Origin of the sequence: Erythrobacter sp. Dej080120_24 (assembly GCF_036322605.1) — a bacterium.
GTDB lineage: Bacteria > Pseudomonadota > Alphaproteobacteria > Sphingomonadales > Sphingomonadaceae > Erythrobacter > Erythrobacter aurantius.
In genome coordinates this window covers 220,101-243,314 of sequence record NZ_AP027262.1, presented here as the reverse complement: position 1 = coordinate 243,314, position 23,214 = coordinate 220,101, and the positions used below count along the sequence as shown (strand labels likewise).

Genomic DNA, 23,214 nt, shown 5'->3' with positions numbered 1-23,214 from the left:
CTCATGGATATCGCGACCACCCCCCAGAACCCCGAAGGCAACACCGAAATCGCCGATGCGGCCCCCACGCCCAAGGAGCCGCCGCTGATCCGGCGCGAGGATTACAAACCCTATCCCTGGGCGGTGCCGAACACTGCGCTGCAATTCGATCTCGGGCTGGAAAAGACGCGCGTCACCGCCACGCTCGAAGTCGAACGAAATCCGGCGGCCGAGCCGAGCAATGAATTGCGGCTCGATGGCGACGGGCTGACCGCGCTTGGCGTAAAGGTCGATGGCGAGCCGGTGAACGACTGGAGCATGGACGGGCCGGACCTGATTCTGACCCTGCCGGGTGACAAGCATGAGGTGCAAATCGTCACCGAGATCAATCCGAGCGCCAACACCCAGCTGATGGGCCTTTATGCCTCGAACGGGATGCTTTGCACCCAGTGCGAGGCGGAAGGCTTCCGCCGCATCACCTTCTTCCCCGACCGGCCCGATGTGCTTTCGACCTATTCGGTGCGAATGGAAGGCGACAAGGCGCAGTTTCCGATCCTGCTGTGCAATGGCAATCGCACTGCTGAAGGCGACAATGGTGATGGGACGCACTGGGCCGAATGGCACGATCCCTGGCCCAAGCCGTCCTATCTGTTTGCGCTGGTGGCGGGCGATCTGGTGGCCAACTCCGCGCCATTCACCACTGCGTCGGGTCGGCAGGTCGAATGCAACATCTGGGTGCGCAAGGAAGACCTCGCGCGCACCGATCATGCGCTTGAATCGCTGCATCGCTCGATGAAGTGGGATGAGGAAGTGTTCGGCCGCGAATACGACCTTGATCTCTATAACATCGTTGCCGTGTCGGATTTCAACATGGGAGCGATGGAGAACAAGGGCCTCAACGTCTTCAACACGAAGTATGTGCTGGCCGATACCGACACCGCGACCGATGCCGATTTCGACGCGGTCGAAGGGGTGATAGCGCACGAATACTTCCACAACTGGTCGGGCAACCGCGTGACCTGCCGCGACTGGTTCCAGCTTTCACTGAAGGAAGGTTTCACCGTGCTGCGCGACCAGCTGTTCTCGCAGGACATGCGGGGCGAGGCAGTCAAGCGGATCGAGGATGTGCGCATCCTGCGCGCGGCGCAATTCCCCGAGGATGCCGGGCCGCTCGCGCACCCGATCCGCCCGGACAGCTATCGCGAAATCAGCAATTTCTACACCGCCACCGTCTACAACAAGGGCGCAGAAGTCATCCGCATGATGCGTTCGATGGTCGGGGTGGAACGGTTCCGCAAAGGTACCGATCTGTATTTCGACCGCCATGATGGCGAGGCCGCGACCTGCGAGGATTTCGTCAAGGCGATCGAGGATGGGGCGGAGATCGATCTCGGGAATTTCCGCAAGTGGTATTCGACCGCCGGAACCCCGGTGATCAAGATCAGCCGCAAGGGCCGCCCGCGCGATGACGAGGACGACCTCATATTCACCCAGGTGCTGCGCAAAGCCGATGGCAGCGAGGAGCCTTCGAGCTTCACCATCCCGTTGCGGATGAAGCTGTTCGGCAACGGGGTTGATCCGGAAGAACGGCTGGTCATCCTCGAAAAGCCGAAAGAGACGATCCAGATCGACAATCATGCCGATGCGATCTCGATCAATCGCGGCTTCACCGCGCCCGTGATCATCGAACGCCATGTCAGCAACAGCGAGCTTTCGATTCTCGCAAGGGAGGATGACGATCCCTTCGCCCGCTACGAGGCTCTGCAGGAACTGGCGCTCAACCGGCTGGTCAGCGCAGCCAGCGGCACCTTGAGCGACGAAGCCGAAGCGGGCACGCGGCAGGCGCTGGTCCGCGCTTTCAAGGCGATCCTCACCGACGATGCGCTCGACGATTCGATGCGCGGCGAGCTGATGATGCTGCCGAGCGAGACGTACCTGTTCGAAGCGATGGCCGTGGGTGATCGCAAGGCCGATCCGGGCGCCATCCATGCGGCGCGCGAGGCGTTGAAGGCGGTGATCGGGCGCGAGTGCGCGAATGAGCTTCACGCCCTTTATGACCGGGCCGAGAAGGTCGCACATGACGATCCGGCCGGGCGCGGTGCGCGCAAGGTCAAGACGCAGGTGCTGGTCTATGCCGCCGCCGCGAACCCGGCCAAGGCGGCAGAGCTGGCCGCGCACCAATATGACACCGCCGACAACATGACTGATCGGCAGGGCGCGCTGATGGTGCTGTGCGGGCTCGATTGTCCCGAGCGTGAGGAGCGGCTCAAGGACTTCTACGCCCGGTACAAGGGCAATGATCTGGTGATCGACAAGTGGTTCACCCTTCAGGCGCTGTCGCTGCATCCCGATGTGATCGCGCAGGTCGAGGCGCTGGCCGAACATCCGGACTTCACCATGAAGAACCCGAACCGCGTGCGCTCGCTCTACATGGCGTTTGCGGGCAATCCGCAGGGCTTCCACGACGCGAGCAGCGCAGGCTACCGCAAGATCGCCGATGTGATCCTCGCGCTTGATCCGATCAATCCGCAGACGGCGGCACGCTTTGTTTCGCCATTGGGCCGCTGGCGGCGGATCGAGCCGGGACGCGCCGCGCTGATGAAGGCGGAGCTGGAGCGGATTGCCGCCGCCGGTAATCTCTCGCGCGACACGTATGAACAGGTAAGCAGGAGCCTTGATGGCTGATCCCGACCCCCTCGACACGCCGTTCGATATTGAGCGTTCGCCCCTGCTTGAAGGGATTCCGCACGGCTTCTTCGGATCACGCGGCGGCGTCCATCAGTTCGGCTATGGCGGGCCGGGGGATGAGCAGGCGGTCAGGCGGCTGCGCGCAGCGGCGGCCAAGGCGATCCTGCCCGGTGCGCCGTTGCAGGCCCCGCATCAGGTCCATTCGCCCGAGGTCGTCACCATTGCCAAAGCCTGGCCCGATGCCGCGCGCGATCGTCCGGTTGCCGATGCGGTCGTCACCAATCGCACGGATGTGGTGCTGGGAATCGTCACCGCCGATTGCGCCCCTGTGCTGATGGCGGATCGCGACGCGCAGGTGATCGCCGCTGCCCATGCCGGTTGGCGCGGTGCAGTCTGTGCCGAACGCGGCAGCGTGCTCGAAAACACGCTGGCGGCAATGGAGGGTCTGGGCGCCCGGCGCGATCGGATTGTCGCGGTGGTCGGGCCCACGATCGCGCAGAGCAGCTACGAGGTCGACGCTGCCTTTCGTGAACATTTCACGGATCAGGACGATGTCCATTTCGCCGCAGCTCCCATGCGAGAGGGTGTGGAGCGTTGGCATTTCGACCTGCCCGGCTACATCATCGCCCGTCTTGGCCGGGTCGGTGTGGTTGATGCAGTCGATCTGGCTCAGGACACTTTTTCGCAGGATCAGAAATATCATTCCTATCGCCGGGCCGCTTTGAATGGAGAGCCGAACTACGGGCGGCAACTGAGTACTATTGCGCTGAAATAGGCCCGCATAGACCAGACAGTTGCGCACAGGTGAACGGCGCATGTTCAAAACACGGTTGGAATCGTCACGATTTGCCGTATAGGGCGCGCAGATTGTGGATCGAATGCGCGTCTAGTGCGTTCGTGTGGCAATTGGGATAAATCTTAAAGGCTCCGGCACGGCTGATCGATCCGGAGGTTTTCACCAGAACCGCGACGGGCACTCCCGCCGCGTCAAGTTGAGCAGGGTAATACGTTATGGCTTCCACTGCAGAGGGCATCCGTCGCCGCGACTGGATCCATGTTGCAGCCATCAGCACCGCCGGCGTTGGTGGTGCATCGGTACTGTTTCCGCTGATCAGCCAGATGGCTCCGACGGCTGACGTGCTTGCCGCATCGACCACCGATGTCGACGTGTCGAGCCTTGAGCCGGGCCAGTCGGTGAAAGCGACCTTCCGCGATCAGCCGCTGTTCGTGAAGCGCATGTCGCCCGAGGAAATCGGCGAAGTGCAGTCGGTGGACGCCACCGGCCTTCGCGATCCGCAGTCGCTCGAAGATCGTCTTGGCGAAGGCAATGCCGACATTCTCGTCCAGCTTGGTGTTTGCACCCACCTTGGCTGCGTGCCGCTGGGCGCGGGCGAAGGCGAGGACAAGGGCGAGTTCGACGGATACTTCTGCCCCTGCCACGGTTCCCACTACGATGCGGCCGGCCGCATCCGCAAGGGCCCGGCACCGACCAATCTCGTCGTTCCCGAATTCGCATTCGTTTCCGATGGAGTCATCCGCGTCGGCTGACGTTTCGTAGTTGTTGATAAGCCACGTTTTTACACGCTGATAAATCGCAAGAGAGCAGCATTATGAGTTTCGCCTGGGCAAATCAGTATGAACCGAAGTCCGCTTTCACCAAGTGGATTGACGAGAAACTGCCGCTTCCGCGGTTGGTCTACAACGCGGTGGGCGCGGGCTATCCGGTGCCGCGCAACCTCAATTACATGTGGAACTTCGGCGTTCTCGCCGGTTTCTTCCTGATGTTCCAGATCATCACCGGCGTCGTGCTGGCGATGCATTATGCTGCCGATGTCTCGGTCGCCTTCGGCTCGATCGAACACATCATGCGCAACGTGAACTACGGCTGGCTGCTGAAATACGCGCACGCCAACGGTGCGAGCTTCTTCTTCATCGTGATCTACCTGCACATCTTCCGCGGGTTCTATTACTCCTCCTACAAGGCTCCGCGCGAGATGATCTGGCTGCTGGGCGTTGTCATCTTCCTGCTGATGATGGCCACCGCCTTCATGGGTTACGTGCTGCCGTGGGGCCAGATGAGCTTCTGGGGTGCGAAGGTGATCACCGGCCTGTTTGGCGCGATTCCCTTCATCGGTGAGCCGCTGCAGGTCTGGCTCGTCGGCGGCTATGCCCCGAACGATTCGACCCTGAACCGCTTCTTCTCGCTGCACTTCCTGCTGCCGTTCGTGATTGCGGGCGTGGTGATCCTGCACATCTGGTCGCTGCACATTCCCGGATCTTCGAACCCGACCGGCGTCGAAGTGAAGAAGGAAAGCGACACCGTGCCGTTCCACCCGTATTACACGGCGAAGGATGGCTGGTTCCTCGGCCTGTTCCTGATCTTCTTTGCGACCATCGTGTTCTTCGCTCCGAACATGCTGGGCCACCCGGACAACTGGATCGAAGCGAACCCGCTGTCGACCCCGGCGCACATCGTTCCCGAATGGTATTTCTATCCGTTCTACGCGATCCTGCGCGCCTTCACCGGTGACCTGACCATTCCGTTCACCGGCATCATCCTGATCGAGGCGAAGCTGCTGGGCGTGATCGCGATGTTCTCCGCGATCCTCGTCTGGTTCTTCCTGCCGTGGCTGGACAAGAGCCCGGTTCGTTCGGGCGCCTATCGCCCGCTGTTCCGCAAGTTCTTCTGGTTCGGCCTCGTGCCGTGCATGGCCGCGCTGTTCTACCTCGGTGGTGCAACCCCGGAAGAGCCGTACATCGTGCTGAGCCAGCTCGCGACGGCATATTACTTCCTGCACTTCCTGGTGATCCTGCCGATCGTCAGCCAGATCGAAATTCCCAAGCCGCTGCCGTTCTCGATCACCGAGGCCGTGCTGGGCAAGGATGACGACGCCGCTGCACCGTCGGCTGCCGCCGGTTCGGCCAAGCCCGAAGGCGACGCTCCCGATGGCGCGTTGCAGCCGGCTGAGTAAGCTATCGCACGATCCGTTTCACTGACCCGATAACGAGAAAGAGTTAGGTCATGACCATTCGTCTTGGAGGCATAATCTTCGGCCTGGGCCTCACAGCCGTTCTTCTGCTGTGGTCGCTGCTGCCGGGTGCCATCAACTTCGCCTTCCCGGAAAAGCCGGACTATTACGCCTTCCAGGAAAAGAACATCGCCCCTGAAGGCGGCTTCTCGTTCGAAGGCCCGCTGGGCAAGTGGGACACGCAGCAGCTTCAGCGCGGCTATCAGGTCTACAAGGAAGTCTGCGCCGCCTGCCACAGCCTGCAGTATGTCGCATTCCGCAACCTTCAGGACCTCGGCTATTCGGATGCGGAAGTGCGCGCCGAAGCCGCAACCTGGCAGGTGCCTTTCCAGAACCCGGAATCGGGTGAGATCGAAATGCGCGCAGGCGAGCCGACCGACCAGTTTCCGCCGGTCTACTACCTCGGCCAGGGCAACCCGCCTGATCTTTCGCTGATCACCAAGGCGCGTCCGGACGGCACGCACTACGTCTATTCGCTGATGCAGGGCTATAACGAGCCCGATCCCGAAGACGTGGCGAAGTCTCCCGAGTTCGAAACTCCGCCGGGCCTGTACTTCAACGAGTACTTCTACAACATCAACATCGCCATGCCGCCGCAGCTACTCGATGGCATCGTGACCTATGCTGATGGTACCGAAGCGACCACCGAGCAGATGTCGCAGGACGTTGCCGCATTCCTGACCTGGGCGGGCGAGCCTTCGCTGATCCAGCGCAAGCAGACCGGCTGGTTCGTGATTGCCTTCCTGATCTTCGCGACGAGCCTCGGCTTCCTGTCGTACAAGTCGATCTGGGCAGGGATGAAGCCGAAGAAGAAATAAGCTTCTTCGAACCGCTAATTCGCATGCTGCGCCCCATCATCGCTTGCCGATGGTGGGGCGCTCATGCTTTTAGGGACAGGCGTTTAAAGCAAGACGGGGGCACGAAATGGGCGCTGCAAATCTGACACGGGACGAATTGAAGCAGCTGATCCGCACCGTGCCGGATTTCCCCGCTCCCGGCATCCAGTTTCGCGACATCACCACGCTTATCGGCCATCATCAGGGCATGGCGGCGAGTGTTCATTACCTTGCAGAACTCGCCGATGCGGCAGGCGCGCACAAGATTGCAGGGATGGAAGCGCGCGGATTCATCTTTGGTGCTGCGGTCGCCGTGCAACTCGGCATCGGCTTTGTCCCGGTGCGCAAGCCGGGCAAGCTCCCGATTGAGACAATCGGCATCGATTACGCGCTCGAATACGGCACCGACCGGCTCGAAATGGATCCTGCCGCCGTCGAGCCCGGCCAGAAAGTCGTGATTGTGGACGATCTCATCGCCACCGGCGGGACCGCGTTCGCATCGGCGGAACTGCTGCGCAAGGCAGGGGCGCAAGTCGACCACGCGCTGTTCGTCATTGACCTGCCCGATCTGGGCGGAGCGCAGCGGTTGCGTAATGCCGGGATCACCGTCGCGGCGCTGATGGATTTCGAAGGCGATTGACCTTTTCGGAACACCGCACGCACCTTGCGCGTAGGTAAGGCAAGGTTTCGAAAAACTCATATGACATCACAAGCACTTGTAATCGCCGCCGTGGGCGCTCTGGGTATCGGGGCGCAATGGCTGGCGTGGCGGACCGGATGGCCCGCCATCGTGCTGATGCTTGCAGCGGGCTTCATCGCCGGGCCCGTGACAGGCCTGATCGATCCCGAAGCCACATTCGGCAATTTGCTTGACCCGATGATCAGCGTCGGCGTCGCACTGATCCTGTTCGAAGGGGGGCTCAGTCTCGACCTGCGCGAATTGCGCCATTCGGGCAAGGCGGTGATGCGGCTTGCGACGGTAGGCGTGCTGATCGGCTGGGCTCTGGGCACGCTGGCTGGGTTCTATATCGCCGGGCTCGTCTGGCCTGTGGCGGTGCTGTTCGGCGGCATCCTGATCGTCACCGGGCCGACTGTGGTCATCCCGCTGCTGCGGCAGGCCAATGTCCAGCCGCGGCCCAATTCGATCCTGAAGTGGGAAGGCATCGTCAACGATCCCACCGGCGCGCTGTGCGCGGTGATCGCCTATGAATATTTCCGCTTCGTACAGGAAAACCCCGGCGCGACCCCGCTTGACGTTGTGCCGCCGCTGATCATAGCCGCGCTCCTCGCAGGTCTGGTTGGCTATGCGGCGGCGCGGGCAATCGCCTATCTCTTTCCGCGCGGCGCGATCCCCGAATATCTCAAGGTGCCGGTGCTGTTCACCACGGTGATCGGCGTTTTTGTGCTGACCAACCAGATCGAACATGAAGCTGGACTGGTGGCCGTAACCGTGATGGGCATCACGCTCGCCAACCGCGATGTTTCGAGCATCCGCTCGATCCACCCGTTCAAGGAGAATGTCGCGGTACTGCTGGTCTCCGGCATATTCATCCTGCTGTCGTCCTCCCTCAAATGGGAGGAGCTGACCTATCTCCAGACCAGCATCCGCCCGCTGCTGTTCCTGCTCGCGCTACTATTCCTAGTCCGCCCGCTGACTGTACTCATCAGCCTGCTGGGCACCGATGTCCCGTGGAACGAGCGCCTGTTTGTCGCGTGGATCGCGCCGCGCGGAATCGTGCTGGTCGCCATTTCCGGCCTGTTTGCCCTGCGTCTGGGCGATCTCGGGATCGAAGGCGGGCAATTGCTGATCGGACTGAGTTTCGCGGTGGTGGTGGTCACGGTGATCGCGCATGGCTTCACAGTTAATCTGGTTGCGCGGTTGCTCGGGGTGAAGGGAACCTCCCGTCCCGGCCTGCTCATCGTCGGATCGACCGCGTGGACGATCGAACTCGCCAAGCAGATGGAGGCGATCAAGACACCCGTGATGATCGTCGATCAGAGCTGGCAAAGGCTCGGCGCGGCACGACGCGAGGGGCTGCCGTTCTATCACGGTGAAATCCTGAACGAGGCGACCGAGCACAACCTTGACCTGTCACCGTTCCAGGTGCTGGTCGCGGCAACCGATAACGAGGCCTACAATGCGCTCGTCTGCAACGAGTTCGCGCATGAGATCGGCCGGGATTCGGTCTATCAGCTTGGCGAAAACAGCGAAGGCGATGATCGCCACGCCTTGCCCGAAAGCATTCGCGGCCGCGCCCTGTTCACTGACGGTTTCGGCGTGACCGATGTGAACGAGCGCCAGCGCCAAGGCTGGGCCTTCAAGAAAACCCGCCTGTCGGACGAATTCGATTTTGACGATGCGCGCGAAAAGCTGCCCGACAGCGCCACCATGCTGCTGCTGGTGCGTGAAGACGGGACGCTGCGCTTCTTTACCCACGCAGCCACGCCCGAACCGCGTCCGGGCGATACGATCATCTCCTTCGTTCCGCCAAAGTCGCAGGAGGAACAGGCCCATAAACGCGCCACCCGCGAAAGTGCAAAAGGCGATGCGGCCAAATCCGGCACCCTTCCAGAAACCAACCCGAGGACCCGATAGAAATTCCGTTGAATTCCCTGATGCTTGCAATGACAAAAACCAGAACGCCCATTCTCACGCTTGCTCTGATCGCCGCGCTCGGCGCCTGTGCGCAGACGGATGAACCGCCCGAAGACACAGCGCCGACAGTCAATGTCGAAGCCGAACCGACCCCAGAGGCGAGCGAGACAATCTCGATCTTGCGGACCGATATCGAACAGCCGGATGAGCCCGAACCCGAGCTTGAGCCGTTGGAACTGACTATCGGCTTTCCTGCCGGAAGAACCGCGCTCGATACCGCTGCGGTTGCTCAGGTTCAGGCGGCGCTTGCTTCCGAACAGATTGCCCTTGGCGGGCCGATCATCCTGCGCGGGCATAGCGATGCGGGCGGCAATGACGCGGCCAATTTGCGCGCCTCGCGGGCGCGGGCCGAAACAGTGCGGGACTGGCTGGTGGAGAACGGCATCGCCGCTGACCGTATCGAGATCATCGCGTTCGGCGAGCAGAACCCGGTTGAGCCCAACGCCTTGCCCGACGGATCGCCCAACGCAGAAGGCCGTGCCGCAAACCGCCGGGTCGAGATCGAAATTGCCCTACCGGCCAAGGAAAACCCCATCCCGGCGATCTCAGCTCCCGCGGACGAGTCCTAAGACCGTATCCGCATATTCCGGCCGACAGATGAGCAAGTCGGGCAGGTAAGTGTCTTCGCGATTGTAGACGAGCGGTGATCCGTCGATCCGCGAACAATGCAGGCCATACGCCTGCGCCACGGCGACAGGGGCGCAATTGTCCCATTCGTACTGACCGCCCGAATGCAGGTAGATTTCCGCCTCCCCGCGCACCACGGCCATCGCTTTGGCCCCGGCGCTGCCCATTTCGAGCAACTCGCCGCCCATGGCCTTGGCGACGGCAACGGCCTCTTTCGCAGGACGTGTACGGCTGACGAGGAAGCGCGGGTTGGGGGCCGCGGGTTTCAAGGGTTCGACAACATCGCTGCGCAGCACCACGCCGTCGTCCAGCCCCGGCAGCGCGACCGCGCCGGTGGTGGCCACGCCGTCCACCGCCAGCCCGACATGCACCGCCCAATCGCTGCGCCGCTCGCCATATTCGCGCGTGCCGTCAACCGGGTCGACAATCCACACCCGACTCATGGCGCAGCGCGTGGTGTCGTCCTTTTCCTCTTCGGAAAGCAGCCCGTCCTCAGGCCGCGCCGCGCGGACCGCCTCGCACAGATAGGCGTTGGCGGCGGCATCGCCCGCCTTGCCCAGCGCCTTGCCCTCAAGCCCGCTTGTTTCGCGCACATCCTTCAGGATGCGCCCGGCCTCCACCGCCAGTGTGGCGGCAAGTTCGGCATCGGAGAGGTCACGCAGGTTCACTTGAGCGGCATTATCTGGCTGATGATGTATTCGGCAGCCTCTTGCGGGGTCATATCCACCGTGTTGACCCGGATTTCCGGTGCTTCGGGCGGTTCATAGGGGCTGTCGATCCCGGTGAAGTTCTTGAGCTCACCCGAACGCGCTTTCTTGTAGAGGCCCTTCACATCGCGCTGTTCAGCCACCTCCAGCGGGGTATCGACGAAGATTTCGATGAATTCGCCCTCCGGCAGCATCGACCGCACCATCTGCCGCTCCGCACGGAAGGGCGAGATGAAGGCGGTGAGCACGATCAGCCCCGCATCCGCCATCAGCTTGGCGACCTCGCCAATCCTGCGGATGTTCTCGATCCGGTCGGTCTCGGTAAAGCCCAGATCCTTGTTGAGCCCATGCCGCACATTGTCGCCATCGAGCAGGAAGGTGTGGCGGTTCATCAGCGCCAGCTGCTTTTCGACCTCGTTGGCGATGGTCGATTTGCCCGATCCCGAAAGCCCGGTGAACCACAGGACGCGCGGCTTCTGGTTCTTCAGATTTGCGTGATCCTCGCGCGTGATGGTGGTCGGCTGCCAATGGACGTTCTGCGCGCGGCGCAAGGCGAATTCGATCATCCCTGCGCCGACGGTGGCATTGGTGAACTTGTCGATCAGAATGAACCCGCCCAGCTGGCGGCTGCTGGCATAGGGTTCGAAGACGATCGGCCGGTCGGTCGAGAATTCGGCAACGCCGATCGCGTTCAAGTCCAGCGTCTTGGCTGCCAGCCGATCGAGGCTGTTGACGTCGATCTCGTATTCAGGGGGCTGGATCGTCGCGGTCACCATCTGGCTGCCGATCTTGAGCCAGTATCCCCGGCCGGGCTTCATCGCGGTTTCATCCATCCACACAATGGTGGCCCGGAAATGGTCCGATGCTTCGGGCGGATCGCCCGCCGCCGCGATCACGTCCCCGCGCGAACAATCGACTTCGTCAGCCAGCGTCAGCGTGACCGACTGGCCCGCCACCGCCTCTTCCAGATCACCGTCAAAGGTGGAGATCGATTTGACCGTGCTGGTCTTTCCCGCCGGAACGATCCGCACCGGATCGCCCGGACGGATCGTTCCGCTGGCGATCTGGCCGGCAAAGCCCCGGAAATCGAGATTGGGGCGGTTCACCCATTGCACCGGCATGCGAAACGCGCGTTCCTGCGCAGCGGTGTTCGCGACTTCGACGGTTTCGAGGTGGTGGATGAGAGACGGGCCATCATACCACGGCGTCTGGGCAGAGGGAGCGAGGGTGATGTTGTCGCCCTTGAACCCCGAAATCGGGATTGCGGTGAAGCTTTCGATCCCGACTTCCGCAGCGAAAGCGGCGTAATCGGCGACAATCGCATCGAAGGTCGCCTGATCGTAACCGACCAGATCCATCTTGTTCACCGCCAGCACCAGATGCCGGATGCCGAGCAGGTGGACGAGGTAGGAATGTCGCCGTGTCTGCTGCAACACCCCCTTGCGCGCATCGATCAGGATCACGGCCAGATCGGCGGTCGAAGCGCCCGTAACCATGTTGCGCGTGTATTGTTCATGCCCCGGCGTATCGGCGACGATGAACTTGCGCTTCTCGGTCGTGAAGAAGCGATAGGCGACATCGATCGTGATGCCCTGCTCGCGCTCCGCCGCAAGGCCATCGACCAGCAGGGCGAAGTCGATCTGGTCGCCCTGCGTCCCGTGCTTTGCGCTGTCGCTTTCCAGCGCGGCCAGCTGGTCTTCGAAGATCATCTTCGAATCGTAGAGCAACCGCCCGATCAGGGTCGATTTGCCGTCATCCACGCTGCCGCAGGTGATGAAGCGCAAGAGGCTCTTGTGCTGATGCGCGTCGAGATAGGCATCGATATCCTCGGCGATCAGGGCGTCGGTTTGGAAAGAAGGGGTGTTGGTCATCAGAAATACCCCTCCTGCTTCTTGTCTTCCATGCTGGCCGACTGCCCCTTGTCGATGGCGCGGCCCTGGCGTTCGGACCCGGTGGCGAGCAGCATTTCCTGGATGATGGCGTTCATGTCGGTCGCCTCGCTTAGCGTGGCGCCGGTAAGCGGGTAGCAGCCGAGCGTGCGAAAGCGCACCGAACGGGTCACCGGCTTCTCGCCATCATCCAGCCGGAAGCGGTCATCATCCACCACCAGCACCATGCCGTCGCGCTCCACTGTGGGGCGCGGGGCGGAGAAATAGAGCGGCACGATGTCGATCTTTTCGAGCGCGATATATTGCCAGATGTCGAGCTCGGTCCAGTTGGACAGCGGGAAGACGCGGATGCTTTCACCCTTGTTCTTTTTCGCGTTGTAGAGGTTCCACAGCTCCGGGCGCTGGTTCTTCGGGTCCCAGCGGTGGGCGACGGTGCGAAAGCTGAAGACGCGTTCCTTGGCGCGGGCCTTTTCCTCGTCGCGCCGCCCGCCACCGAATGCCGCGTCAAAGCCATACTGGGTCAGGGCGCGCTTGAGCGGATCGGTAAGCTGCGCCTGCGAATAAAGCGCGCTGCCGGTGTCGAAGGGGTTTATCCCCTGCTCCTCGGCATCCTCGTTCTGGGCGATGATCAGCTCAAGCCCGTATTCGCGCACCGTCTTGTCACGATGAGCCAGCAGGTCTGCAAAGTCCCAGCCGCTCGCCACGTGGAGCATCGGGAAGGGCGGCGGCGCGGGGTGAAACGCCTTGCGCGCCAGATGCAGCATCACCGAGGAATCCTTGCCCACCGAATACAGCATAACCGGGTTTTCAGCCTCGGCCACGACTTCGCGGAAGATATGGATGCTTTCGGCTTCGAGCCGTTCGAGATGGGTCAGTTTTCGCATGGCCCGCCAGCTAATGCACGAATCCTGCGAACAACACAAAGTTTTGGTTGTGGGGGGGCAACTTTGATCTGCGTCCCAGGCCACCCGCTCCCTCCACCCTTCCACCCGGATGTTAACCCGGCGTGATAATCCGGGTGGAAGGGTGGAGGGAGCGGGTGGCGACGGCTGCGAGCATAGACGAGCCTAAGTCTGAAATTCTGGAGCGGGTAAGGGGAATCGAACCCCTCTAGCTAGCTTGGAAGGCTAGAGCATTACCACTATGCTATACCCGCCCGCTCATGCGAGGCCCATTGCCATCAAAATCGGTCTTGCGTCAAGCAGACGCTTCGCCTTGCGCATTCCTGGCATCGGCGCGGTTGGAACGCACCGACGACCAGAACGCCAGCCCGATCAGCACCGCCCCGATCAGCCCGGTGATGACTTCGGGAATATGCGCGAAGGTGTTGATGTACATGATCACCGAAAGCGCGAGGATCGCGTAGAAGGCGCCATGTTCGAGATAGCGGTATTCCGACATCGTCCCCTGCCGCACGAGGAAGATCGTCATCGAACGCACGAACATCGCCCCGATGCCCAGCCCGATGGCGATGATGATCAGATTGTTCGTCAGCGCGAAGGCGCCGATCACCCCGTCAAACGAGAAGCTGGCGTCGAGCACTTCGAGATAAAGGAACGCGCCGAACCCGGCCTTTGCCACGTCGCCGGAGGAAGGCGTGGGCGGTTCGAGCACGTGATTGACGATCTCGACCGCAAGATAGGTCAGGATCCCGCCGATGGCCGCGATGATGAAGGTCAGCGCGTCGGCATCCGAAAGCATGGTTGCCGTGGCCCAGGTTCCGGCCAGAACCAGCCCGATCGAAATCGCCTCGATATCGGCCACGCGGGCAAGCGGGCGCTCGATCGCTTCGATCCAGTTCAAATGCTTGTCCGAATCGAAGAAGAATTTGAGGCCGACCATGCCGAGGAACGCCCCGCCAAAGCCCATCAGCCCGATATGCGCGTCGCTGACGATGCGCTGATATTCGGCCGGCTTGCTGAGCGCGAGTTCGATGGCCTCTATCGGCCCGATCCCGGCGGCGACCATGACAATAACCAGCGGGAACACGATCCGCATCCCGAACACCGCAATCGCAATACCCCAGGTCAGGAACCGCTGCTGCCAGACCGGGTCCATGTCCTTGAGAATCGAGGCATTCACCGCCGCGTTGTCGAAGGATAGCGACACCTCCAGCACCGCCAGAACCGCGCAGATCCACAAGATGCCCAGCATCCCGTCGATCGTGCCGTGCAGCACCCAGCCGTAATAGCCGCCCAGCGCAAGGCAGACGGCGGAGAACAGGAGCGAGCCCCAGAAATGCTTCAACATCGAATGTATCCCTTCGCGCCCGTCAGCCGACCGCCATGTTGTCGATCAGCCGCGTCCCGCCAACCCGCGCAGCTACCAGCAAGCGCGCCGCTGCGCCAGAAAATGCGGTGAGTGGACGCAGCGAAGTGGCATCGGCCAGAGTGGCGTAGTCGACGCTGGCAAACCCCGCGCCCAGCAGTTGCGATTGCAGTTCGGCGAGCGCAGCGCCGACTTCCCCGCCGCCTTCGATCGCCGCGATCGCTTGCTTCATGGCTTGTGGCAGCGCGGCAGCGGCGGCTCTGTTTTCGGCCGAGAGATAGCGATTGCGGCTCGACATGGCCAAACCGTCAGCCTCGCGCACGGTGGGCACGCCGATGATCGAAAGGACATGCGGCTGTGTCAGGTCAAGATCCCGCGCCATCGCCCGAATCACGGCGAGCTGCTGGAAATCCTTTTCGCCGAAGAATGCCATGTCGGGGCGGACCTGATTGAACAGCTTGCACACCACCGTTGCCACCCCGTCGAAATGGCCGGGCCGGGCCGCGCCGCACAGCCCTTCGCTGACCTCGCGCACCGAGACATTGGTCACGAACCCGTCCGGATACATTTCCTCGACACTGGGTGCCCACAGCAGCGCGCAACCTTCCGCCTCCAGCATCGCCGCATCCTCCGCCAGCTGGCGCGGATAAGCGTCGAGATCCTCATTGGGGCCGAACTGGGTCGGGTTGACGAAGATCGAGGCGACCACGTGATCGCAGGCCTCGCGCGCGCGCCGGACCAGCGTGAGGTGCCCCTGGTGAAGCGCGCCCATGGTCGGCACAAGTCCGATGGTTGCCCCGCCTGTGCGCAGGCGATCAACCTGCGTTCTCAACACATCGAGTGCATGCGCGGTTTGCACGGAGATTTCCCCTCGGATACGATTGGCGGAACAATTCCCCGCGCATTAGCCGCTTGCGGCGCCGCGCTCAAACCCTCTCGGGAATGGCGGTGCAATGCCGTCGTTCCGCCGTTCATGGAAGGCCAGCCAGGATGACCCGCATGCCCGCCCACCGTATTGTTTTTGCCAATGAAAAGGGCGGCACCGGCAAATCGACCACGGCGGTGCATGTCGCGGTGGCGCTGTCCTATATGGGGGCGCATGTGACCATGCTGGACCTCGATCCGCGCCAACGCACGTCGCATCGCTACATGGAAAACCGGTTCCACACGATGCAACGGCGCGGGATCGAGCTGCCGACGCCTGCCTGCGAGGTGTTCAGAGACGGTGATGAAACTGCCCTGCTGCAGACGATCCGGCGGCTGGAGCAGGATTGCGATTTTCTGATCATCGACAACCCGGGTCGCGACGATCCGCTGGCGCGCTGCGCGGTGGAGAATGCCGATACGCTGGTGACGCCGATGAACGACAGCTTCGTCGATTTCGACCTGATCGGGCAGGTCGATGCGGAAAGTTTCAAGGTGAAGAAGCTCTCGTTCTTTGCCGAACTGATCTGGGAAGCCCGGATGAAGCGAAGCCGTGCGACGATTGCGGAAAAGCGCCCCGAGATGGACTGGATCGTGGTGCGCAACCGCACCGGCTACACCGAGGCGCGTAATATGGCGCGTATCGAAAAGGCGCTGAACGAAATGTCCAAGCGTGTGGGCTTTCGCGTGGTTCACGGCCTGTCCGAACGCGTGATCTATCGTGAGCTGTTCCCCTCCGGCCTGACCCTGCTCGACAAGGGGCATCTGGGCGATCTGGGCACCAGCCATCTGGTCGCACGGCAGGAATTGCGCGCCCTGCTCAAGGCATTGAAGCTGCCCGAATTCGCCAAGGCGCAAGCCTCGCTGGAGCTGGCCTGATCCATGCTCAAATATGCGATCATCCTTGCGCTGATCTGCGTGATGTTCCGCTGGGCCATGGGCGAGTGGCCGTGGAGCTATCTGACCTCAAAGCCGACGCGCGGGCAGGCGGTGCTGAACGCGCGCAAGCTGCTGCGCGTGGATGAAGGCGCCAGCCGCGAACAGATCCTCGCCGCGCACAAACGCCTGATTGCCGTGGTGCATCCCGATAAAGGCGGATCGTCGAAACAGGTCCACGACGCCAACGACGCGCGCGATCTGCTGCTTGCGGAATTGCCTGATCGCGAGGACGGCCAAAAATCGGATTAACCGTCGCAAGTTTAACATATTTGCGCTTAAGGTGATCGGCATAGACCAAACAGTACAACAGGGACTTCTCCGATCATGGCTCACCAATTCCACCCCACCGTGCTGCGCGAATACGACATTCGCGGGATCATTGGTGAAACGCTGGGCGCGGACGATGCGCGGGCAATCGGGCGCAGCTTTGGTTCGCTGCTGCGCCGGGCGGAAGGGGAAGACGGACCGGCGCCGACCGTGGCCGTTGGTTATGACGGGCGGATGAGCTCACCCATGCTGGAACACGCGCTGGTCGAAGGGCTTACCGCGAGCGGCTGCAATGTCGTCAAGATCGGGCTGGGGGCGACCCCGATGCTGTATTACGCCGAGGCATCATCCGAAGATGTACAGGGCGGCATTCAGATAACTGGCAGCCACAATCCCCCCAATTACAATGGCTTCAAAATGGTATTTCAGGGGCGACCGTTCTTTGGGGCGGACATCCAGAAGCTCGGGGAACTGGCAGCACGCGGGGACTGGACTGACGGGACGGGCAGCGTCAGCTCGCGCGACATCCTGGGCGAGTATGTCGAGCGCCTGCTCGAAGGATTGGCCGGCGTCCCCGCAGAGGCCCTGTCCGGCCTCCGCGTCGGTTGGGACGCGGGCAATGGCGCCGCCGGACCCGCTCTGGAGGCGCTGGCCGCGCGGCTTCCGGGGGAGCATCACCTGCTTTTCACCGATGTCGATGGACATTTTCCCAATCACCATCCTGATCCGACTGTTGAAGCCAATCTGGCGGACTTGCGGGCTCTCGTCGCGGCAAAGAACCTCGATTTTGGAGTGGCTTTTGATGGCGATGGCGACAGGATCGGGGCAATCGATGGCGAAGGTCGTGTGATCTGGGGCGATCAATTGCTGATGATCTATGCCGAAGACGTGCTGAAAACCCACCAAGGAGCCACGGTTATCGCCGATGTGAAGGCCAGCCGCGCGCTGTTCGATCACGTCGCGGCCCATGGCGGGGAGCCGCTGATGTGGAAGACCGGCCATTCGCTGATCAAGTCCAAAATGAAGGAAACAGGTTCGCCACTGGCCGGCGAAATGAGCGGGCACGTCTTTTTCGCCGATGATTACTACGGCTTTGATGATGCGCTTTATGCCGGGGTGCGGCTGCTTGCTGCGTCGGCACGGCTGGGCAAGTCGGTGACACAGCTGCGCAGCGCCATGCCCGCCATGCTCAACACTCCCGAAATGCGTTTCCAGGTGGACGAGGTGCGCAAGTTCCCCGCCATCGCCGAAGTGACCGAGCGACTGACGACCAATCCCGGCCCCGAGGTCGAAAGCGTCAATGCGACCGACGGCGTCCGCGTGAACACGGCGGACGGCTGGTGGCTGCTGCGCGCTTCGAACACGCAGGACGTGCTCGTCGCCCGCGCCGAAAGCGACAGCGAGGAAGGTCTGGAGCGGCTGATCGCGCAGATCGACGAGCAGCTGGCGCTGTCGGGCCTCGAACGCGGGGAGAGCGTTGGGCACTAGGTCTGACAACTGGCCTTGGTCGGCACTCGGCATTGCCGAGACGACAGACAGGGACACGATCCACGCCGCCTACACGGCGCGCCGGGCGGATCTCGACGCGCAGGCAATGCGCATTTCCGCCTTTGCCGAACTGACAGAGGCGCGCGAGAAGGCGCTGTTCCTCGCCGCCGCCATGCGCCGGGAACAGGGCCAGACCGAGGCGGAGCCGCCTCTATCGCGCGCAACCGTGCCGCCGCGGGAACCGGTCGTATCCGCCCCGATTGACACGCCTGCACCCTTGGAAGAGGCGCCCCCCGAACCCGAACCCGAACCCGAACCCGAACCCGAACCCGAACCCGAACCCGAACCCGAACCCGAACCTGAACCGGAACCGGAACCGGAACCGGAGCCGGAGCCGGAGCCGGAGCCGGAACGCGCGTCCCCCTGGCAACATGGCGGCGGCTACAAGGTCACCTATGATCCCCCTCCGCTTGATCGGCGCGAGGAAGCCATAGGGCTTGATCCCGATCCTGACCCGGAATGGAGGCACGCGGGCCGATATGTGCCCGAGGCCGAGCGCGATGCCTTGCTTCCGACCGCTGCCGGACAGGACACACAGGTAACGCTGTCCTTGTCAGACGAGTGGGCCCTGCTGCGCAACAACTGGCACTGGGGCTTTCTCGGCCTTGTCCTTTTGGTCGCCATGTGCAGCGGCGATGATGATCGGGCGGAGCGGACGGGCGATTATCCCGTGGTCGAGCGTCCGGCCCGGCCGGTCGAGACAGGGCCTGCGCCGGGCCGGATCGATCCCGATCAGGTCGAGGCGATGATCGACGAATTGTTCGGCGCCAGCCTCGATTATGTCGGGCTGGTTTCCGCCGATGGCGCGCTTACGCCGGAGCTGCTCAAGCGGGTTTCTGCGCAGCCCGGCGATTTTGCGCAGGCAAGGGCCTATCTACGCCAACGCATGCTCGCCGCGCGCTCCTCCGCGACGTCCGAACAGGCATTGGCGATTGCCGAACTGCGTCTTGCCTGGCTCACCACCGCGCAGGAGGCGGGTGCGGACGCCTGCACCGAAGTCACCACCGCCAATTTCGGTGCTGACATGCCGGAAATGCGCGAAGACTGGCGGCGGTTCGAACAAAGCGTCGCCATGGGCCTGCTGCGAACGGGCGGTTTTGCCGCTGCGCCGGTACCGGTCGATGATGTTGCCCCGCCGGACTGGGCGTTCGCTGCGGCGGCGGCGCGGTATGAGGTGGAGCCTGACGAATTGCGTGAATGGCTGTCCGGCGATGACGGCCCCAGCGAATGCTCGGCGCAGATCGCGCTGCTGCAGGCGATGCTCGACCGCCGCGAGGATGTGACGCCCGCGATGCTTGCCACGTTCTAGGGTCAGGCCTCAGGCGGGTGGAATCGTAACCATTGGCAGGGCATAGTCCGGCAAAACAAAAAAGAGTGAGGAACCGCAGATGTCGATCAAGCGCACCCTGTTTGCAGCCACCGCCGGATTTGCGCTGGCCATGGCTGCGCCTGCCTTGGCTCAGGATGACACGGACGATCTCGCCGCGTCGAAAGCGGAGCTGGAACAGGTCATGGGCGCGCTCGGCACGCTGTTTCCCAAGGAACCCCTGACGCCTGAGCAGGAAGCGCGCCTGCCCGCCGCGCAGCGGATTGTCGCTCTGATGATCCCCGAAGGGACGATGGGCGATATCATGGGCAAGATGATCGACGATATCGTCCGTCCGATGATGCAGTTCGGCGGTTCGCAGGCCAAGTCGACGCTGGCGCGCAATATCGGCGTCAGCCCGTTCGAAATCGACCTGTCGGAGGAGGATTCCGCCGCGCTCGCCAGCCTGTTCGACCCGGCATGGGCCGAACGGCAGGAGCGTGAATTCGCGGTCTTCCCCGAAATGATGCGGCAGATGCTTACCCTGATGGAGCCGGGCCTGCGCAAAGCCTTGGCCGAAGCCTATGCCATGCGCTTCACCGATAGTGAGCTGGCCGATATCGCGGCTTTCTTCGGCACCGAAACCGGCGCCAAATATGCCCGCGAAAGCTTCGCCATGGCGAGCGATCCGCGCATGATGGGGGCGAGCATGGAGGCACTGCCCGCCATGATGGAGGCGATGGGCGATATCGAGGCACAGGTGGCCGCTGCGACGGCCGATCTGCCCCCGGTGCGCAGCTATGACGATCTCAGCCCGGCCGAGCGCGAGCGGGTGATAGCCGCAACCGGCTTCACCGATGCCGAAATCCGCGCGGCTCTCACTCCTGGGGAATGGGCGGAGGACGAAAACTGGGCGGAAGAGGCTGCGGCTGAGGAAACCGAGTTCGAGGAACTGATCGAGCCCGAAGGCTAATTGGGAGTGATAGGTCCAGCCGCCCTTGCGGTGGGCGGTGGCGATTGCCATCACCTGACTGGTGAGCGCCCCCCTTTCCATTCCTGCTGAAATCCAGAGCTGGTTCGACGCGCGCGGCTGGCGCGTGCGGCGGCACCAGCTCGAGATGCTGGCCAAGGCGCGAGAGGGGCGCGATGCATTGCTGGTCGCGGATACGGGCGCGGGAAAGACGCTGGCCGGGTTCCTCCCAACGCTGTGTGATTTCGCCCCATCGAGCGGGGTGACACCGGGGGAGGGGCTGCACACACTCTATGTTTCGCCATTGAAGGCGCTGGCGCAGGATGTGAAGCGCAACCTGCTGACCCCAATCGAGGAAATCGGCCTGCCCATCCGGGTTGAAACGCGCAGTGGAGACACGCCTTCGGACCGCAAGAAGCGCCAGCGCGAAAGGCCGCCGCACGTCCTTTTGACCACGCCCGAAAGCCTTTCGCTGCTGCTGTCCTATCCCGAAAGCGCCGACCTGTTCGCGGGGCTGAAGCGGATCGTGATCGACGAGATACACGCCTTTGCCAGCCAGAAGCGCGGCGATCTGTTGGCGCTGTCGCTCGCCCGGTTGAACCGTATCGCCCCCGATGCGCGCCGGGCCGCGCTGTCGGCAACGCTCGCCAATCCGCTCGACTTTCAGGAATGGCTCTGCCCGCAACCTGCCGATTGCACCGGAGAAATCGCCGCCGCCGATCTGGTGCTGGGCGAGAAAGGTGCGGAGCCCGAGGTCGAAATCCTGCTTCCGGTGGAAGAGCGCGTGCCATGGGGCGGCCATGCCGGGCGCTGGGCGGTGGATCAGCTGTATCAGGCCATCCGCGAAAACCGCACCACGCTGGTCTTCACCAACACGCGCTTTCTCGCCGAATTCATCTTCCAGTGCCTGTGGGATGTGAACGAGGACAAGCTGCCGATCGGCGTGCACCACGGCAGCCTTTCGACCGAGGCGCGGCGACGGGTTGAAGAAGCGATGGCGCGCGGCGAATTGCGCGCGCTGGTGTGCACCGCCAGCCTCGATCTGGGCATCGATTGGGGCGATATCGATCTGGTGGTGCAGATGGGCGCGCCCAAGGGGTCGTCGCGTCTGCTTCAGCGCATCGGGCGCGCGGGCCACCGGCTCGACACCCCCAGCCGCGCTCTGCTGGTGCCGGGCAACCGGTTTGAATTTCTCGAAGCGATGGCGGCCAAGGACGCGGTCGACGAAGGACAACGCGACGGCGAGGATTTCCGCCCCGGTGGGCTCGACGTGCTGGCACAGCATGTGATGGCCTGCGCCTGCGCAGAGCCGTTTCACGAAGCCGAACTGCTGGGCGAAATACGCAGCGCGCTGCCCTATGCATGGCTCGACGAAGCAACCTTCAGCCGCGTGCTCTCCTTTGTCGAGAACGGCGGATATGCCCTGCGCGCCTATGACAAGTTCAAGCGGATCGTACGCGACAAATCGGGCGTCTGGCGGCTTGCCCATCCCAACCAGGCGCAGCGCCACCGGATGAACGCCGGGATCATCGTCGATTCCGAAATGCTCACCGTCCGCTTCAGGAACGGGCGCAAGCTGGGCAAGGTGGAGGAACGCTTTGCCGCGCAGCTATCGACGGGCGACACCTTTTTCTTCGCCGGGATGAGCCTTGAGGTCGAAGGCGTGAAGGACATGGACGTGGTGGTGCGCGCGGCGAAGAAATCCGCGACCATCCCTTCCTATGGCGGGCTGCGGCTGCCGCTCACCACCCATCTGGCGACGCGGGTTCAGGCCATGCTGGACGATCGTGCGGGCTGGGGGCGTTTCCCCGACGACGTGCGCGAATGGCTGGAGGTGCAGGATTATCGCAGCCGCCTGCCCAAACCTGGCGAATTGCTGGTCGAAAGCTTCCCGCATCACGGCAAGCATTACACCGCCTATTACACTTTCGAAGGGTGGAATGCGAACCAGAGCCTCGGCATGCTGATAACCCGGCGGATGGAGTCGCTGGGGCTGATGCCCGGCGGGTTTGTCGCCAATGACTATTGCCTCGCCGTATGGGGGCTGAAGCCGGTGCACGATCCCGCGCCGTTGTTGTCACCCGACATCCTGACGCATGAATTCACCGAATGGGTGACCGAAAGCCATCTGCTGCGCCGCGCTTTCCGCGAAGTCGCGGTGATCAGCGGCCTTGTCGAGCGCCAGCATCCCGGCAAGCGCAAGACCGGCAAGCAGGTGACGTTCTCGACCGATTTGATCTACGACGTGCTCAAGAAATTCGAGCCCGATCATGTCCTTCTGGAAGCGGCCTGGGCCGATGCCCGAGCGCGGATGACGGATGTGGGCAGGCTCGCCGACCTGTTGGAGCGTTCGCGGCATGAACTCGTCCATGTCGAGCTGGAGCGGGTGTCCCCTCTGGCGGTGCCGGTGATGACGATGATCGGGCGCGAAGCGGTGCCGCAGGGCGCGGTCGATGACGAACTGCTGCTGGAAACGGAAAGCCTGGCGGGTGCGGCGATGCGGATTGACCCGCCTGAGGCGGGGCTGCTTGAGGATGATCAGGATATGCTCGATGGCTGAGCGTCACAAGGGGGGCGCAAT

General features: G+C 62.7%; 19 protein-coding genes and 1 tRNA gene. 14 read left to right on the top strand and 6 right to left on the bottom strand.

What is annotated here, in order from left to right:
* Positions 1-3 precede the first annotated feature (3 nt).
* The 8 genes from pepN (at position 4) to AABA34_RS01150 (ending at position 9,757) form a co-directional block, all read left to right on the top strand.
* The gene (gene pepN / locus AABA34_RS01185) at positions 4-2,664 is read left to right on the top strand and encodes an aminopeptidase N (protein WP_338303530.1); all 2,661 of its coding nucleotides are present in this window, start codon (positions 4-6) and stop codon (positions 2,662-2,664) included.
* Positions 2,657-3,442, top strand: a complete 786-nt coding sequence (locus AABA34_RS01180; protein ID WP_034956741.1) for a polyphenol oxidase family protein — start codon at positions 2,657-2,659, stop codon at positions 3,440-3,442. Before pepN ends, AABA34_RS01180 begins: the two co-directional genes overlap by 8 nt.
* 236 nt (positions 3,443-3,678) lie before the next feature.
* Complete coding sequence (petA, locus tag AABA34_RS01175) at positions 3,679-4,215, top strand: ubiquinol-cytochrome c reductase iron-sulfur subunit (protein ID WP_338303529.1); 537 nt, start codon at positions 3,679-3,681, stop codon at positions 4,213-4,215.
* A gap of 62 nt (positions 4,216-4,277) precedes the next feature.
* Positions 4,278-5,639, top strand: coding sequence for a cytochrome b (locus AABA34_RS01170; RefSeq protein ID WP_034956745.1), 1,362 nt, complete (start codon positions 4,278-4,280; stop codon positions 5,637-5,639).
* A gap of 50 nt (positions 5,640-5,689) precedes the next feature.
* Positions 5,690-6,514, top strand: a complete 825-nt coding sequence (locus tag AABA34_RS01165; RefSeq protein ID WP_034956747.1) for a cytochrome c1 — start codon at positions 5,690-5,692, stop codon at positions 6,512-6,514.
* A 121-nt stretch (positions 6,515-6,635) separates the two neighbouring features.
* The gene (locus AABA34_RS01160) at positions 6,636-7,172 is read left to right on the top strand and encodes an adenine phosphoribosyltransferase (RefSeq protein WP_338304769.1); all 537 of its coding nucleotides are present in this window, start codon (positions 6,636-6,638) and stop codon (positions 7,170-7,172) included.
* A gap of 60 nt (positions 7,173-7,232) precedes the next feature.
* Positions 7,233-9,128, top strand: coding sequence for a cation:proton antiporter (locus tag AABA34_RS01155; protein ID WP_338303528.1), 1,896 nt, complete (start codon positions 7,233-7,235; stop codon positions 9,126-9,128).
* Positions 9,129-9,157: 29 nt separating this feature from the next.
* A complete protein-coding gene (locus AABA34_RS01150; RefSeq protein ID WP_338303527.1) occupies positions 9,158-9,757 on the top strand; it encodes an OmpA family protein in 600 nt (199 codons plus the stop codon).
* Here the strand turns inward: AABA34_RS01150 and AABA34_RS01145 are convergent.
* From AABA34_RS01145 to panC, 6 genes are all read right to left on the bottom strand, one after another.
* Positions 9,734-10,483, bottom strand: a complete 750-nt coding sequence (locus AABA34_RS01145; RefSeq protein WP_338303526.1) for a 3'(2'),5'-bisphosphate nucleotidase CysQ — start codon at positions 10,481-10,483, stop codon at positions 9,734-9,736. The genes AABA34_RS01150 and AABA34_RS01145 overlap by 24 nt on opposite strands.
* Entirely contained in the window at positions 10,480-12,393 is a 1,914-nt protein-coding gene (gene cysN / locus AABA34_RS01140) for a sulfate adenylyltransferase subunit CysN (protein WP_338303525.1), read from the bottom strand. Before cysN ends, AABA34_RS01145 begins: the two co-directional genes overlap by 4 nt.
* Positions 12,393-13,310 carry a sulfate adenylyltransferase subunit CysD gene (cysD, locus tag AABA34_RS01135; protein ID WP_338304768.1) on the bottom strand — a complete coding sequence of 306 codons (918 nt, stop codon included), beginning with the start codon at positions 13,308-13,310 and terminating at the stop codon, positions 12,393-12,395. Before cysD ends, cysN begins: the two co-directional genes overlap by 1 nt.
* Before the next feature lie 183 nt (positions 13,311-13,493).
* Positions 13,494-13,567, bottom strand: a tRNA-Gly gene (locus tag AABA34_RS01130).
* A gap of 41 nt (positions 13,568-13,608) precedes the next feature.
* A complete protein-coding gene (locus AABA34_RS01125; RefSeq protein ID WP_034956757.1) occupies positions 13,609-14,661 on the bottom strand; it encodes a DUF475 domain-containing protein in 1,053 nt (350 codons plus the stop codon).
* Positions 14,662-14,683: 22 nt separating this feature from the next.
* Positions 14,684-15,538 carry a pantoate--beta-alanine ligase gene (gene panC, locus AABA34_RS01120; protein WP_338303524.1) on the bottom strand — a complete coding sequence of 285 codons (855 nt, stop codon included), beginning with the start codon at positions 15,536-15,538 and terminating at the stop codon, positions 14,684-14,686.
* Between the two features lie 131 nt (positions 15,539-15,669).
* Between panC and AABA34_RS01115 the strand changes: the two genes are divergently transcribed.
* From AABA34_RS01115 to AABA34_RS01090, 6 genes are all read left to right on the top strand, one after another.
* Positions 15,670-16,482 (top strand): division plane positioning ATPase MipZ, encoded by an 813-nt coding sequence (locus AABA34_RS01115; protein WP_338303523.1) that lies wholly within the window; start codon positions 15,670-15,672, stop codon positions 16,480-16,482.
* Between the two features lie 3 nt (positions 16,483-16,485).
* On the top strand, positions 16,486-16,791 hold the full coding sequence (locus AABA34_RS01110; RefSeq protein WP_338303522.1) for a molecular chaperone DnaJ: 306 nt from the start codon (positions 16,486-16,488) through the stop codon (positions 16,789-16,791).
* 75 nt (positions 16,792-16,866) lie between these two features.
* A complete protein-coding gene (gene pgmG, locus AABA34_RS01105) occupies positions 16,867-18,297 on the top strand; it encodes a phosphoglucomutase/phosphomannomutase PgmG (protein WP_338303521.1) in 1,431 nt (476 codons plus the stop codon).
* Positions 18,287-19,666, top strand: coding sequence for a hypothetical protein (locus tag AABA34_RS01100; RefSeq protein ID WP_338303520.1), 1,380 nt, complete (start codon positions 18,287-18,289; stop codon positions 19,664-19,666). The genes pgmG and AABA34_RS01100 overlap by 11 nt, the downstream gene beginning before the upstream one ends.
* A 79-nt stretch (positions 19,667-19,745) precedes the next feature.
* Positions 19,746-20,636 (top strand): DUF2059 domain-containing protein, encoded by an 891-nt coding sequence (locus AABA34_RS01095; protein WP_338303519.1) that lies wholly within the window; start codon positions 19,746-19,748, stop codon positions 20,634-20,636.
* A 61-nt stretch (positions 20,637-20,697) separates the two neighbouring features.
* On the top strand, positions 20,698-23,193 hold the full coding sequence (locus tag AABA34_RS01090) for a ligase-associated DNA damage response DEXH box helicase (RefSeq protein WP_338303518.1): 2,496 nt from the start codon (positions 20,698-20,700) through the stop codon (positions 23,191-23,193).
* Positions 23,194-23,214: the final 21 nt, after the last annotated feature.